Origin of the sequence: Pantoea sp. GABEPS69, from assembly GCF_045780835.1 — a bacterium.
Classification (GTDB): domain Bacteria; phylum Pseudomonadota; class Gammaproteobacteria; order Enterobacterales; family Enterobacteriaceae; genus Pantoea; species Pantoea septica.
Genome location: NZ_CP118618.1, coordinates 2,769,186 through 2,782,993, shown reverse-complemented (window position 1 = coordinate 2,782,993; position 13,808 = coordinate 2,769,186). Strand labels below are relative to the sequence as shown.

General features: G+C 59.8%; 12 protein-coding genes. 6 read left to right on the top strand and 6 right to left on the bottom strand.

The genetic code is table 11. The features are described 5' to 3' along the window. Window position 1: 1 nt before the first annotated feature. The gene (gene dusC / locus PVE98_RS13590; RefSeq protein WP_313619366.1) at window positions 2-952 is read left to right on the top strand and encodes a tRNA dihydrouridine(16) synthase DusC; all 951 of its coding nucleotides are present in this window, start codon (window positions 2-4) and stop codon (window positions 950-952) included. A 72-nt stretch (window positions 953-1,024) separates the two neighbouring features. Beyond that, window positions 1,025-2,212 carry an MFS transporter gene (locus tag PVE98_RS13585; protein WP_033751556.1) on the top strand — a complete coding sequence of 396 codons (1,188 nt, stop codon included), beginning with the start codon at window positions 1,025-1,027 and terminating at the stop codon, window positions 2,210-2,212. Window positions 2,213-2,229: 17 nt separating this feature from the next. Here PVE98_RS13585 and PVE98_RS13580 read toward each other — a convergent pair whose 3' ends face one another. Beyond that, window positions 2,230-3,834 carry an inorganic phosphate transporter gene (locus PVE98_RS13580; RefSeq protein ID WP_096072827.1) on the bottom strand — a complete coding sequence of 535 codons (1,605 nt, stop codon included), beginning with the start codon at window positions 3,832-3,834 and terminating at the stop codon, window positions 2,230-2,232. Between the two features lie 165 nt (window positions 3,835-3,999). Between PVE98_RS13580 and PVE98_RS13575 the strand changes: the two genes are divergently transcribed. Further along, entirely contained in the window at window positions 4,000-5,025 is a 1,026-nt protein-coding gene (locus tag PVE98_RS13575) for a transporter (protein ID WP_096072828.1), read from the top strand. 216 nt (window positions 5,026-5,241) lie between these two features. Here PVE98_RS13575 and PVE98_RS13570 read toward each other — a convergent pair whose 3' ends face one another. The 4 genes from PVE98_RS13570 to PVE98_RS13555 all read right to left on the bottom strand — a co-directional run bounded on the left by PVE98_RS13570 (window position 5,242) and on the right by PVE98_RS13555 (window position 10,230). Continuing rightward, window positions 5,242-6,249 (bottom strand): hypothetical protein, encoded by a 1,008-nt coding sequence (locus tag PVE98_RS13570; protein WP_313619365.1) that lies wholly within the window; start codon window positions 6,247-6,249, stop codon window positions 5,242-5,244. 324 nt (window positions 6,250-6,573) lie between these two features. Continuing rightward, entirely contained in the window at window positions 6,574-7,068 is a 495-nt protein-coding gene (locus PVE98_RS13565) for a glutathione peroxidase (protein ID WP_096072830.1), read from the bottom strand. 67 nt (window positions 7,069-7,135) lie between these two features. After that, window positions 7,136-8,230 (bottom strand): L,D-transpeptidase family protein, encoded by a 1,095-nt coding sequence (locus PVE98_RS13560; protein ID WP_407568513.1) that lies wholly within the window; start codon window positions 8,228-8,230, stop codon window positions 7,136-7,138. Between the two features lie 185 nt (window positions 8,231-8,415). Further along, the gene (locus PVE98_RS13555; protein ID WP_096072832.1) at window positions 8,416-10,230 is read right to left on the bottom strand and encodes a glycoside hydrolase family 15 protein; all 1,815 of its coding nucleotides are present in this window, start codon (window positions 10,228-10,230) and stop codon (window positions 8,416-8,418) included. Between the two features lie 118 nt (window positions 10,231-10,348). Between PVE98_RS13555 and PVE98_RS13550 the strand changes: the two genes are divergently transcribed. Further along, window positions 10,349-11,131 (top strand): SDR family oxidoreductase, encoded by a 783-nt coding sequence (locus PVE98_RS13550; RefSeq protein ID WP_096072833.1) that lies wholly within the window; start codon window positions 10,349-10,351, stop codon window positions 11,129-11,131. Here PVE98_RS13550 and PVE98_RS13545 read toward each other — a convergent pair. Next, on the bottom strand, window positions 11,128-11,703 hold the full coding sequence (locus PVE98_RS13545; RefSeq protein WP_033751534.1) for a DedA family protein: 576 nt from the start codon (window positions 11,701-11,703) through the stop codon (window positions 11,128-11,130). The genes PVE98_RS13550 and PVE98_RS13545 overlap by 4 nt on opposite strands. Before the next feature lie 209 nt (window positions 11,704-11,912). Between PVE98_RS13545 and PVE98_RS13540 the strand changes: the two genes are divergently transcribed. After that, on the top strand, window positions 11,913-12,500 hold the full coding sequence (locus PVE98_RS13540) for a Yip1 family protein (protein WP_033789155.1): 588 nt from the start codon (window positions 11,913-11,915) through the stop codon (window positions 12,498-12,500). A gap of 222 nt (window positions 12,501-12,722) precedes the next feature. Continuing rightward, window positions 12,723-13,670 (top strand): D-alanyl-D-alanine endopeptidase, encoded by a 948-nt coding sequence (gene pbpG / locus PVE98_RS13535; RefSeq protein WP_033789124.1) that lies wholly within the window; start codon window positions 12,723-12,725, stop codon window positions 13,668-13,670. Window positions 13,671-13,808: the final 138 nt, after the last annotated feature.

The following is a 13,808-nucleotide window of genomic DNA, read 5'->3' as shown; positions in this document are numbered from 1 at the left end:
CATGCGGGTGTTGCTTGCCCCGATGGAGGGCGTGCTGGATTCGCTGGTGCGCGAGCTGCTGAGCGAGGTCAACGACTACGACCTCTGCGTCACCGAGTTTTTGCGCGTAGTGGATCAGCTGCTGCCGGTAAAATCGTTTTACCGGCTCTGTCCCGAGCTGCGCAATAACAGCCGCACGCCTTCGGGCACGCGGGTGCGTTTGCAGCTGCTCGGTCAGCATCCTGAATGGCTGGCGGAGAACGCGGCGCGCGCGGCCGAGCTGGGTTCCTGGGGCGTCGATCTTAACTGCGGCTGCCCCTCGAAGCTGGTGAACGGCAGCGGCGGCGGTGCTACGCTGCTGAAAGATCCCGAACTGATCTATCGCGGCGCGAAAGCGATGCGCGAGGCGGTGCCGTCGCATCTGCCGGTCACGGTGAAAGTGCGTCTCGGCTGGGATTCCGGCGAGCGGCGCTTTGAAATCGCCGACGCGGTGCAGCAGGCGGGCGCCAGCGAACTGGTGGTGCACGGCCGCACCAAAGAGGATGGCTACCGCGCCGAGGCGATCAACTGGCAGGCGATTGGCGAGATCCGTCAGCGGCTGCGCATCCCGGTGGTGGCGAACGGCGAGATTTGGGACTGGCAGAGCGCGCAGGCGTGTCTGAGCGCCACCGGCTGCGATGCGGTGATGATCGGTCGCGGCGCGCTCAACGTACCGAACCTCAGCCGGGTGGTGAAGTACAACGAGGCGCCGATGGCCTGGCCGGACGTGGTGGCGCTGCTGCAGAAATATACGCGGCTGGAGAAGCAGGGCGACACAGGCCTCTACCACGTCGCGCGTATCAAGCAGTGGCTCGGCTACCTGCGCAAAGCCTATCCGCAGGCCGACGGCCTGTTCACCGACATTCGCGCGCTAAAACACTCCGCCGCTATCGCCGAGGCGATCGACCGACAGGCCCTCTCGCTGGCCCTGTGACAAAAATTCAGGCGACCCGTTAGCAGGCTAAGCGTATAGTGAAAGCCATTTTTCACAACAAGCCAGCCTGCTATGTCTGATGTCGCGGTACTGACTAACGGTCAACTCAACAAACGCATTCTCTCGGTTCTGATCTTCACCTTCTTCTGCTATCTCTCCGTCGGGCTGCCGCTGGCGGTGCTGCCGGGCTTCGTGCATAACCAGCTCGGCTTCAGCTCGTTTGTGGCGGGTCTGATTATCAGCCTGCAATATTTCGCCACGCTGCTGAGCCGTCCTCAGTCAGGCCGGCTGGCGGATCGCCTGGGGCCGAAACGGGTGGTGATGCTCGGCACGCTGCTCTGCGGCATGAGCGGCGTGATGACCATTATCGCCGCGCTGTGCCGCGACTGGCCGCTGGTCAGCCTGCTGCTGCTGGCGGCTGGACGCCTGTTCCTCGGCGTCGGCGAGAGCTTCAGCAGCACCGGCTCCACGCTGTGGGGCATGAACATCGTCGGGCCGCTGCAGACGGCGCGCGTGATCTCCTGGAACGGCGTCGCCACCTATCTGGCGATGGCGATCGGCGCGCCGCTCGGCGTGATGCTGAACCAGGGGCTGGGCATCAGCGGCTTTGCCGGCCTGGTGGCGCTGATGGGCGTCGTGGGTTATCTGCTGGCGAGCCGCAAACCGGCAGTCGAGGTGAGTCAGGGGCAACGCATTCCGTTTCATCGCGTCTTTTCGCGCGTCTGGCTGTTCGGCCTGGCGCTCGGCTTCGGCACCATCGGCTTCGGCGTCATCTCCACCTTTATTACTCTCTACTTTGCCAGCCGCGACTGGAGCGGGGCCGCCTTCGCGCTGTCGCTGTTCAGCCTCGGCTTCGTGCTGTTTCGCCTGTTGTTCAGCCGCGCCATAACGCGCTTCGGCGGGCTGCGCGTCGCTATCGTCTCTCTGCTGCTGGAGTGCGCCGGGCTGCTGATTATCTGGCAGGCGGAGAGCAGCCTGCTGGTGGATCTCGGCGCGCTGCTCACCGGCTGCGGCTTTTCACTGATTTTCCCGGCGCTGGGCGTGGAGGCGGTGAAGCAGGTAGAGCGGCAGGATCAGGGCTCGGCACTCGGCGTCTACTCAGCGTTTCTCGATCTGGGACTTGGCCTGACCGGGCCGGTGGCGGGATTGCTGATTGGCTACTGGGGCATGCAGTCGGTCTACCTGGCGGCGGCGATGATGGTGCTGGGCGCCTTCGCCATTACGCTGCGCCTGATGCAGCGCTACAGCGGCGCGGCGTAACGCCGCGCCGACGGCCACTAGAACTGCGAGAAAAGGGCGTAGAGTCCGGCGGCCAGCAAAACAGAAACCGGCAGCGTCAGGATCCACGCCATCGCCAGATTGCGCAGCGTGGCGAGCTGCAGGCCGGAGCGGTTGGCCGCCATGCTGCCCGCCACGCCGGACGAGAGCACATGGGTGGTAGAGACGGGCAGGCCGAAGCTGTCCGCCGCGCCGATGGTCGCCATCGCCACCAGCTCCGCGCTGGCGCCCTGCGCGTAGTTAAGGTGGGTTTTGCCGATGCGCTCGCCCACGGTCACCACGATGCGACGCCAGCCGACCATGGTGCCAAGGCCCAGCGCAATCGCCACCACCACTTTCACCCACATCGGAATAAAGCGCGTGGCGCTGTCCAGCTCATGCTTGATCGCCGTCAGATTGCGCTGCGTCTCTTCCGGCATCGCCACTTTATTGGTCTGGATATGCTTGATCGATTCCGAGGTCAGGTACATCTGGTTACGGGTGTTCGACACCGCCTGCGCCGGAATATTCTCCATGGAGCCATAGCGGCGGATCTGCTCGCTGATATCGCCCAGCGTCAGCGCCAGCGCGGGCAGCACGTTGGGGTTCATCTGATTGGTGCGCACATAGTCGGTCAGCACGTCGCGCGCGACCGGCGGACGGGCGCTGGCGGGCTGTAGCTGCAGCAGCTGGTTTTCCGTCACCTGCGCCAGCGCCGCCACGCGCGGGATCTGATCCGGCGGCAGCGAACGGTTTAGCGCATAGGCGATCGGCATGGTGCCCACCAGAATCAGCATAATCAGCCCCATGCCTTTCTGCCCGTCGTTGGAGCCGTGGGCGAAGGAGACGCCGGTGCAGGTCAGGATCAGCAGGCCGCGGATCCAGGCCGGTGGCGGCTCGTTGCTTTTCGGCGCTTCATAGAGGTCGCGGTTGCGAATAAAGGCCTTCATCGCCAGCAGCAGCAGCGCGGCGCAGATAAAACCTACCAGCGGCGAGAGGATCAGCGAATAGCCGATTTTAATCGCCTGATCCCAGTCCACGCCGCTCATGCCGCTGCGACCGTGCAGCAGCGCATTGGCGGCGCCGACGCCGATAATCGAACCGATCAGCGTATGGGAAGAGGAGGAGGGCAGGCCGAGATACCAGGTGCCCAGATTCCAGATAATGGCGGAGAAGAGCAGCGCATAGACCATGGCGAAGCCGCCGCCGCTGCCCGCCTGCAAAATCAGCTCGACCGGCAGCAGCGAGATAATGCCGAACGCCACCACGCCGCTGGAGAGCAGCACGCCGAGAAAGTTGCACAGTCCTGACCAGACCACCGCGACGCCGGGCGTCAGCGAGTGGGTGTAGATCACCGTCGCCACCGCGTTGGCGGTATCGTGAAAGCCGTTAACGAACTCAAACCCCAGCGCGATCACCAGCGCCAGGCCCAGCAGAAAGAAGGGGACGTAGCTGGTGACCGGCGTGTCGGTCTCCTGTACGTCGCTGAACAAGTTGAACCCGGCAAAAGAGAGCCCGGCGATCAGCAGGATAAGAAACAGCGGTTTTGAAAAACGGTTGCGCTTGCCAGTAAGGTTGGGACGCCCGGCAACCGATGGGGATGACGATAAGCTGTTTTCGCTCATAAACACCTCGGTGGATAGTGACGGGCGCGCCCTGTCCGCACCCATTACTGGCAGGGATACGCGCTTTATATGACAGAACAATGATGTTGCGCGGCCGCTGTCATTATTCTGTCATCACTCTGCATCAGGCTGTGGATCTGGTCCGCTCTGATATTTAGTCCATCCATGGTTTCTGAGCTATTGCTGGCGCCTAATAAATCCGATTTCGACGACGAGGTCGCCGGTTTAATACACGGCTACCTGATGTCGCCCGACGCGCCGCCGCGTCGCCTGAACGCGCGCGAAGCGGTGCAAGCTGGAGAGAGCCCGCGCCGCGACGGCGAGTTTCTCTGGCTGCATATCAATCTTAATCACGCCCGCGCCCAGCACTGGGTTCAGCGCCATTTTCAGGTTGATGAAGATTTCTTCGAAGAGATCCATTCCGCCTCGTCGCGCACCCGGCTGGCGGAGCAGGGCGAGGCGCTGATGGCGATCCTTAACGACGTCACCTTTAGCCAGGAAGAGCACAGCGCGCAGAACGCCACCCTCTGGATCTGGTGCCGTCGCCAGCTGCTGGTCAGCGCGCGCTATCGCCAGGTCGATATGATCGAACGCATGCACCAGCGCCTGCAGTCGTGCGCCTTTCGCAACGCTGAAGAGATGCTGCTCAGCCTGCTGGGCGAGCAGGAGCGGCAGCTGGAGCAGGTGGTGCGGCGCACCAGCCTGGCGGTGGACGCGATCGAGGAGCGGCTGCTCAGCCCGGCGATCAAGGCGAACCGCAGCGAGCTGGGGCAGCTGCGCCGCATGCTGCTACGTATTCAGCGTCTGCTGGCGCCGGAGCCGGCCGCGCTGTTTCGCCTGCTGAATCGTCCGCCCGCCTGGCTGAACCGCGATACGCTGCGCGAGCTGCGCGCCTTTACCGAGGAGTTCAGCGTAGTGCTTAACGACCTTGCCAGCCTGATGGAGCGCATCCGGCTGCTGCAGGAGGAGATCGCCGCGCGCCTGATGGAGCAGAGCAACCGCACGCTGTTTCTGTTAACCGTGATTACCGTACTGGCGCTGCCGATCAATATCGTCGCCGGCTTCTTCGGCATGAACGTCGGCGGCATCCCGCTGGCGGGCAATGCGCACGGCTTTTTGATTCTGGTGCTGGTGGTGCTGGCGTTTACCGTTGTGGCAGGCTGGCTGGCGCTGAGAAGGCCGCGGAGGTGAAGGAAAGGCTATCGGGGCAGTGCGGTTGTGCGCGCTTCCGTGATGGGGGACAAGCAGAGGAAGCGTTGGTTGTTTGCTATAAGCGAAGAGCGGACGTTAGCACCGCTCTTAAAATGAATAAGCTCAGGACATTGTGATGCAATTTAGAGCAGATTAGAAGAGACTGCCCCAGGCAGTAAAATCGACAGACTTTATATACCCTTTGCAATTAAGACGTTACTTACGTTTTTGTAAGTCTGCCAGAGCATATTTTCCTCTTTCTGCTACTGAGGCTGATATATCGGATGCCAGCATTTTTGCCAGGCTGAAAGCTTCATCACCGATATTATCTAACTCTTTAATAAGCATTTCGCCAGCTATACGCCGAACCATTGGAGAGCGATCGATTGCCGCCGCCCTCAGATTTTCAAGGAAAGGGGTTGTTATCGATATTGTTCGTTCTTTTAAAGCAGGAATGCGCCGTCTTATGCCGTATGCTTTGTCGATCCACTGCCATTCTGTCCCCTCAGCCCAGACAAATTTTCCTTCAAACTGACAGCGATATGCTCTTGCTCGCAAAGAGGGTTGAACCGATGATTCTGCAATCTCAGCCACAAAATTGTCTAAGGCTGACGTTCGGCCTGTCTGCATAAATATAGTAGCAGCAGGTCCTGAGGTAGATAATATAAGTCGTTTTTTTAGACAGTGAGTTACTTTGTCCATTAAAATAATTTTCATCAGCGTCTCTTTTTCTTTTTCTCCCATTCTCCCCCATGAATCCCAGTAGGGCAGTGTTATAAACAAAACATCAACAATAATTTCCGGGTCAGAATCCTTAGCTATCAAAAGTAGGGCATCACGTGCTGCTTCTCTTACCTGAGGAACCCAGTCATTTAGTTTTCTGACGATCAAAGCGAATAAAAAACTATTAGGTGCACCACCTGCTAATATCCTTAAAGCTCTCTCCCTTCTGAAACCATTAGCGTTACATATATCAAGCCATCTGAGAGAGCCAACCAAACGGTCTTCGACCCTTGTACGTAACGAATTAAACCGCTGAAGAGACAAGGAAATCGTCTGTTGAATGAGGCGCTCCCATTCATCAAGGCTTTTTAAAGGCACTTTTGAAGTGGCAGCAATAAACGGTGATATATCTGGCCTTATTCTCTGATAGAAAATATTAAAGGTCAGTGATTTCTTTACAGACTCTATAACTTCCTGTTTAAGGTCATCCTGCAATGGCATAAGCCTGTATCTCCTGAGAAAAGTTACTGTGACTTGCATACTTCTATAAATATGCGTTAATCAAAAGTCAACGTGCGTTTGCCTGTGACTCCCTGGCAGCAGACAGATTCTCACCGAGCCAGAGGCTGAGAACTCTGGAAGGCAATTGTCTACAGGATAAAAAATATTGCATTCTGTACCGCTGTAGAGTTGTGGCAGCTAAGAGAGCGCCGCTTTTGCCACACAGCCGGTTTACGCGGACAAGAAGCAGGCCAGGTGCAAAGGTTTTTTCCCGCACATCTCCCCTTTGCCTGGCGGAAACGCGCCAGGAATCAGTGATTCAAACTACCCAGCCGCTTGGCTCTCAAGCGCCACCCGGATAGCCGCTTCCATTTTCTCCGGCGTGGTGATCGGCGCAAAACGCCTGAGCGGCTTACCGTCGCGTCCAACCAGGAACTTAGTGAAATTCCATTTGATGCGCCCGCCCAGCACGCCGGGCAGCTCATCTTTCAGATAGCGAAAAATCGGGTGCGTTAAGGCGCCGTTGACCGCCACTTTCTCGAACATCGGAAAGCTCACGCCATAGTTGATATGGCAGGTCTGCGCGATCTCCTCCGCGCCGCCTGGTTCCTGCTTTCCGAACTGGTTGCAGGGAAAACCCAGCACCACCAGCCCCTGCGCAGCGTATTTTTTGTAGAGCGACTCCAGGCCGGCGTATTGCGGCGTAAAACCACAGTGGCTGGCGGTGTTGACCACAAGCACCAGCTTGCCGGCGTAGTTGGCCATAGGGATAAGTTCGCCACGTAGGCTGGTGGCGGCAAGTTGATGAAAAGCGGTCATGTCGACATCCTCAGAATAAAAAAGCCCGCAGAAGCGGGCTTTTAGAACAGCGGTTAACCAACAACCCTTACGAAGGATTATTAGCCGGAGCCGGAGCTGGAGCAACAGGCTGCGCCTGCGGTGCCGCATTCGGGTCGACAACGTTCGCGCCCTGCGGCGTAACCGGCGTCATCGGCTGTTCTTGCGGCTGCGCGCCCGGCGCTTCCGGTACTTCGGTCGGCGCGGTCTGCACGCTGTCGGCAACGCCGTTCACTTTGGTCGGCATGCCGGTGCGGTTCTGAATCGCCGCGTTGACCTGATCCTGGCTGACGCTGGCGTCGGTGATCACTTTGGTCACCGCAGAGGTCAGGGTGATCGGCACTAATTCGCGCGAGTTGAACTGCTCTTCGGTAGTAGAGAGCGGATTATGCACCTCTACGTAGCGCGAACCATCCGGCTCTACCGTCGCTTTAACCGGCTGGTCGATGAACTGCACGCGCGTGCCGACCGGCACGTTATCGTACAGCCATTTGATGTCGTCGGCGCGCAGACGCACGCAGCCGTGGCTGACGCGCAGACCGATACCGAAGTTGGCGTTAGTGCCGTGGATGGCATACAGACGACCAATATAGAGCGCGTAAAGGCCCATCGGGTTGTCCGGACCGGCCGGGAACACTGCTGGCATGCTCTCGCCGCGGGCCGCGTACTCTGCATGCATCGCTTTGGTCGGCGTCCAGGTCGGACCCGCTTTCTTGCGCTGTACGGTCGTCGTCCAGTTGACCGGCGTATCTTTGCCTAACTCGCCGATACCGATCGGCAGAACCACAACGGTTTTGGTGCCTTTCGGATAGTAGTAGAGGCGCATCTCCGCGCTGTTGATCACGATGCCTTCGCGCGGGGCGTCAGGCAGAATCAGCTGCTGCGGAATAATCATTTTTTTGCCCGCCTGCGGCAGGTAGACGTCCATGCCCGGGTTGGCTTCCAGCATATTGCTGAGGCCCATCTGGTACTGCGCCGCAAAGGCTTCCAGCGGCAGTTTGTTGTCCGGAGGGACGGTAATCTCAATATTTTGCCCAACCAGACGGCTGTTGGCGGCTGGTAAGGGGTAAACCACAGCGAAGGCGGACTGACTGAATGCAGCCAGCGCCAGAGCCATTGAAGCGAACGCGCGAATCATTTTCATATTTTACAAGTCGTTATGGCCTGTTAGCAGGCTTGTCAGTTTATCGAACCCGTACCGGTCAGCGTGGCCGGCTGCACATTATATGGGCATTGTTTCGATGTTGTGAATCAGGATTTTAGCAGCCATCGCAGACTTTAGGTATCCAGCTGTGTTATCGGGCCTCCTTGCCGCGATAACGAAGCCGGTCAGGGCTGCCATAAGGTCACTTCGCCGCTCAGTTTACGGTTGAGAAAAAAGGCGGCGCTGATCAGGGCCAGATGGGTCAGCGCCTGCGGCATATTGCCCAGCGCGCGGCCGTGATTGTCAAACTCCTCGGCATACAAACCCAGCGGATTGGCGTAGCTCAGTAGCTTTTCAAATTCGAAATGCGCCTCGTGGATGCGGCCGGCGCGCGCCAGACACTCCACGTACCAGAAGGAGCAGGCGCCGAAAGAGCCTTCCGAACCGGTCAGACCGTCGGCAGGCGTCTCGTCGATATTGTAGCGGCGCACCATGCCGTCGCTCACCAGCTCGCGCTTGATGGCGTCGAGCGTCGACAGCCACTCGGGATCGGTCGCGCCGACGAAGCGCACCAGCGGCATCAGCAGCATCGAGGCGTCGAGATGGTCGCCGTGGCGCGTCGAGACGAAATGGCCGCGCTCGGCATTCCAGAAGTTTTGCCAGATATCGGCGCGGATCTCGCTGCGCGCGCTGTCCCAGCGGGCGTAGGGCATCGGCAGCGACCGCTTCATGCCGAGGCGCAGCGCGCGGTCCAGCGCCACCCAGCACATCAGGCGTGAATGAAGAAAATGCTCCGGCTCGCCGCGCATCTCCCAGATACCGGCGTCGGGCTGGTTCCAGCTTTCGCACACCATATCGATCATCTGCGCCACGTGCTGCCAGCCGCGTTCCGAAATCGCCTCGCCATACTTGTTCGCCAGATAGACCGCATCCATCAGCTCGCCGTAAATATCGAGCTGCGTCTGCTGCCAGGCGTCGTTGCCGATGCGCACCGGCCGCGAGTCGGCGTAGCCGGAGAGGTTAAGCAGCTCGATCTCATGCAGCTCGATGCCGCTGTCGAGGCGATACATCACCTGCAGACGCATCTCGTCATGGTGGCTGTTCTCGACGCAGCGGCCGACCCAGCGGGTAAAGTGTTTCGCTTCGTCGACGTAGCCCAGGCGCATCAGCGCATACATGCTGAACGAGGCGTCGCGGATCCAGGAGGCGCGATAGTCCCAGTTGCGCACGCCGCCCAGCTCTTCCGGCAGGCCGAAAGTGGCGGCGGCGGCGATAGAGCCGTGCTGGCTGGAGGTCAGCAGCTTCAGCGCCAGCGCCGAGCGCTGCACCATCTCCTGCCAGCGCCCGCTGTAGTTGCTTTTTTTACTCCAGCGCCGCCAGTAGTCGAGGGTCTCTTCAAAGCAGACTTCCGTGGCGACGTCGCCGATGCGCGCGTCCTCCTGGTTGCCGAACTCGAACTCGACGTGCTCGCCCGACTGGAGTTCAAAACGCGCCGTCGCGGCGTCCGCTTCGCAGGTCAGCGGCACGGTGGCGGCGAGCCGCAGCGTCGGCTGGTTCTGGGCGTAAAAGTCGATGCAGTCGCCAGCGGCCTGCGCGCGGGTTTCGGCGCGGGCGTAGTCGTGACGCGGCGCGCAGCGCATGTTAAACCAGGCGCTGCCGCGCACCATTTTAATCCGACGCACCAGGCGCGGCTGTTTTTTCGCGTCGTCGCAGATCGGCATATAGTCGGTGATCTCTGCGACGCCTTCTGCGCCCAGCCAGCGCGTCTGCAGAATATTGGTATCCGGCAGGTAGAGCTGCTGGCGCCGCACGTTTTCCCACTCCGGCGCCAGCGAAAAAAGCCCGGCGTCGTCGCTGTCGAGCAGCGCGGCGAACACCGAGGGGCTGTCGAGCGCCGGCCAGCAGAGATAGTCAATGGTGCCGTCGTTGGCCACCAGCGCGCAGGTGCGCAGATCGCCAATGATGCCGTGATCTTCGATCGGGCGTTTTATCGTGCTCATCCTCATCTCCATAGCGGGCAATCTGTTAACTATAGACAAAGCGGCAGAAGCGGCTGCGGCTGGACATTACCCGATTGCTTCTATACTTCAGCTTACCCGATACCCTGAGGAGGCAATCATGACCACACCACAGAACAAAGTCGCTGTCGTTACCGCATCTGATTCCGGCATTGGCCGCGCCAGCGCGCTGATGCTGGCGGAGCAAGGCTACGATCTCGGCATCACCTGGCGTTCCGATGAAGAGGGCGCGCAGGAGACGGCGCGCCTGGTGCGCGAAAAAGGCCGCCGTACGGAACTGATCCACCTCGACCTCGCCGATCCGCAGGAGGGCGGCCGTTCGCTTTCGGCGCTGATCGACAAGCTGGGCCGCATCGACGCGCTGGTCAACAACGCAGGGGCGAACGCTAAATCTGAATTCCTCGACACGCCGTTTGAGGAGTGGCGCAAGGTCTTCAGCGTCGATGTCGACGGCGCCTTTGTCTGCGGGCAGATCGCCGCGCGCAAAATGGTGGAGCAGGGCGACGGCGGACGCATTATCAATATCACCTCGGTGCATGAGCATACGCCGCTGCCCGACGCCGTCGCCTACACGGCGGCGAAGCACGCTATGGGCGGCCTGACCAAATCGATGGCCATCAGCCTGATTAAACACAATATTCTGGTGAACTCGGTGGCGCCAGGCGCCATCGCCACGCCGATGAACAATATGGGCGACGGCGACGCGCAGAAGATCAAGACGCCGGAGATTCCGATTGGACGGCCGGGCGACGTGCGTGAAATTGCCAGCCTGGTGGCCTGGCTCTGCTCAGAATGGGCCAGCTACACCACCGGACAATCTTTTATCGTCGACGGCGGCTTTATGCTGGCCAATCCGCAATTTTACGGCGGGAAGGATATTTAACCGGCGCGGCGGGTGTTCCAGCGACGGATCACCCAGCGCAGGGCAAAGGCGAAGACCACCGCCGCGACCAGCCACAGAATATGCTTCAGGTGCTGGTCGAGTTTGTGCAGCCACGGGGCGATAATGCCGCCGGCAAAGTAGCCAAGGGCGACGAAAATCGTCGCCCAGATCGCCGCGCCGATAATATTGAGCAACAGAAATTTCAGCGGCTTCAGATGGCTGGCGCCGATGATAATCGGGCCGATAATGCGAAAGCCGTACATAAAGCGCACGCCGATAACAAACAGGCTGGGATGGCGCTGGATGAGCCGGTTGGCCTTACGCACCTTGTCCTGATGTTTTTTCAGCTTGCGCAGAATTTTTGTGCCGTAGCGACGGCCGATCCAGTAGAGCAGCTCATCGCCGATAATGCCGCCAGCCATCGCCGCCAGCACCACGCCGACAAAGTTGAGCAACCCTTCATGAGCCGCCACGCCGCCCAGCAGCGTAAAGGTTTCCCCTTCGGCGATACAGCCGATCAGCAGCGCCAGATAGCCATATTGCGTAATTAATCCGTTGATATCGAAATGCAAAAGTAAACTCCCTGTTCGGTCAGCGATTCATACATTCTATACCGCTTCGGCCAATCCTTCAGGCAGCCGGCTCGTTCGATCACAATTTTTCGCCTGATCCCCTCGCGCTGGCTACAAAAGCAGCAATGCCGTTTATACTTCAGGGAATGCTGCCTGAGGGATCGGCGACGCGGGTTCTGGGCGGCCTTTCGCATCTGCGAGGTGATGATATGAATCATGTCTGGGGTCTTATGGCGCATCCCGATCGGGAAATGCGCGATATCAAGCAAGAGAATGAAAGCGTTTCGCACCATTACACCCACCACGTTCTGCTGATGGCGGCGATCCCGGTGATCTGCGCCTTTATCGGCACTACGCAGCTGGGCTGGAATCTGGGCGACGGGCAGTTTGTCCAGCTTAATCTGCTGACCGGCATTGCGCTCGGCGTGCTCTTTTATCTGATTATCTTAGGCGGCGTGGCGGTTATGGGCCGCGTCATTCACTGGATGGCGCGCGACTATCCGCAGCGGCCCAGCGTGCAGCGCTGTACGGTGTTCGCCGGCTATGTCGCCACGCCACTGTTTCTCAGCGGTATTGTGGCGCTCTATCCGCTGGTCTGGCTCTGCGTGCTGGCGGGCGCGCTGGCGCTGGTTTACACCGGCTATCTGCTCTACATCGGCATTCCGCTGTTTTTGAATATCGACCGTGACGAGAGCCTGCGTTTTTCCGGCTCGACGCTGGCGATCGGCGTGCTGGTATTTGAAGTGCTGCTGGCGCTGACCGTGGTGCTGTGGGGCTACGGGCCGCGGCTGTTTTAACCCCCTGGCCAACCGCGCCAGCGGCGGATAAAGCGCGCCGCCGTGCAAAGCGTCCTGCGACAGAGATGTCCAGGACGTTTTTTTTAACGCCCGGAAACATTCTCGCCAGGAAATTTCTTACGCTTCCGCGTATTATGCTGCTGCCAGCCTCCGCGTGGTCGGCTCTGCGGCGGGCGGCCTGTGTAAAACACGGCGTACTATCTTAATCGGTCTTTTTATAAGATGCCTGTAACCATTCGCTATTCACTGCTTTCGCTGGCGCTGCTGTTCGGCGGCCAGGCGGCTATCGCGCCCGCGCAGGCGGCTACGTCACTTTCTCAGCTCGCGCCGGTCGCCGAGCCGCAAATCGCCTCAGGCAGCGCGATGATCGTCGATCTCAACACCGGGAAAGTGCTGTTCTCCAGCCATCCCAACCGCGTACGGCCTATCGCCTCTATCACCAAGCTGATGACGGTGATGGTGGCGCTGGATGCGAAGCAGCCGCTCGATGAGCGAATTTCAGTGGATATCAGCCACACGCCAGAAATGCGCGGCGTCTTTTCGCGCGTCAAGCTCAACAGCGAAATCAGCCGCCGCAATATGATGCTGCTGGCGCTGATGTCGTCGGAGAACCGCGCGGCGGCCAGCCTGGCGCATCACTATCCCGGCGGCTACGACGCCTTTATCCGCGCCATGAACGCCAAAGCGCGCGCGCTGGGCATGACCCATACGCGCTACGTCGAGCCGACCGGTTTGTCGACTCAGAACGTTTCCAGCGCGGAAGACCTGGTTAAGCTGCTGCGCGCCACGCGCGACTATCCGCTGCTGGGCGAGCTGAGCACCACCAAAGAACAGACTGCGGTCTTCACCCATCCGAGCTATGCGCTGCCGTTCCGCAACACCAACCATCTGGTCTATAAAAACGACTGGCGCATTCAGCTCACCAAAACCGGCTATACCGACGAAGCGGGCCACTGCCTGGCGATGCGCACCACGATCAATAACCGGCCGGTAGCGCTGGTGGTGCTGGACGCCTTCGGCAAATATACCCACTTCGCCGATGCCAACCGTCTGCGCGACTGGCTGGAAACCGGCAAGGCTGCGCCGGTGCCGGCGGCGGCACTCGCCTATAAAAAGCAGAAGGCGGGGCTGGTGGTGAACAACGTCCACGGCGCGGCGGTAGTGGAATAACCCTTTACCGGCGTCCGCGCGCGCGGACGCCGCAACCTGTTCGACGACAACGGCCAGCATTCCTATAGTTTCCCGGTGCGCCTGGCCCTAAACTACGCGCCAACGCGATGGTCGATCGCCTGAATTTGTGCTGGAACC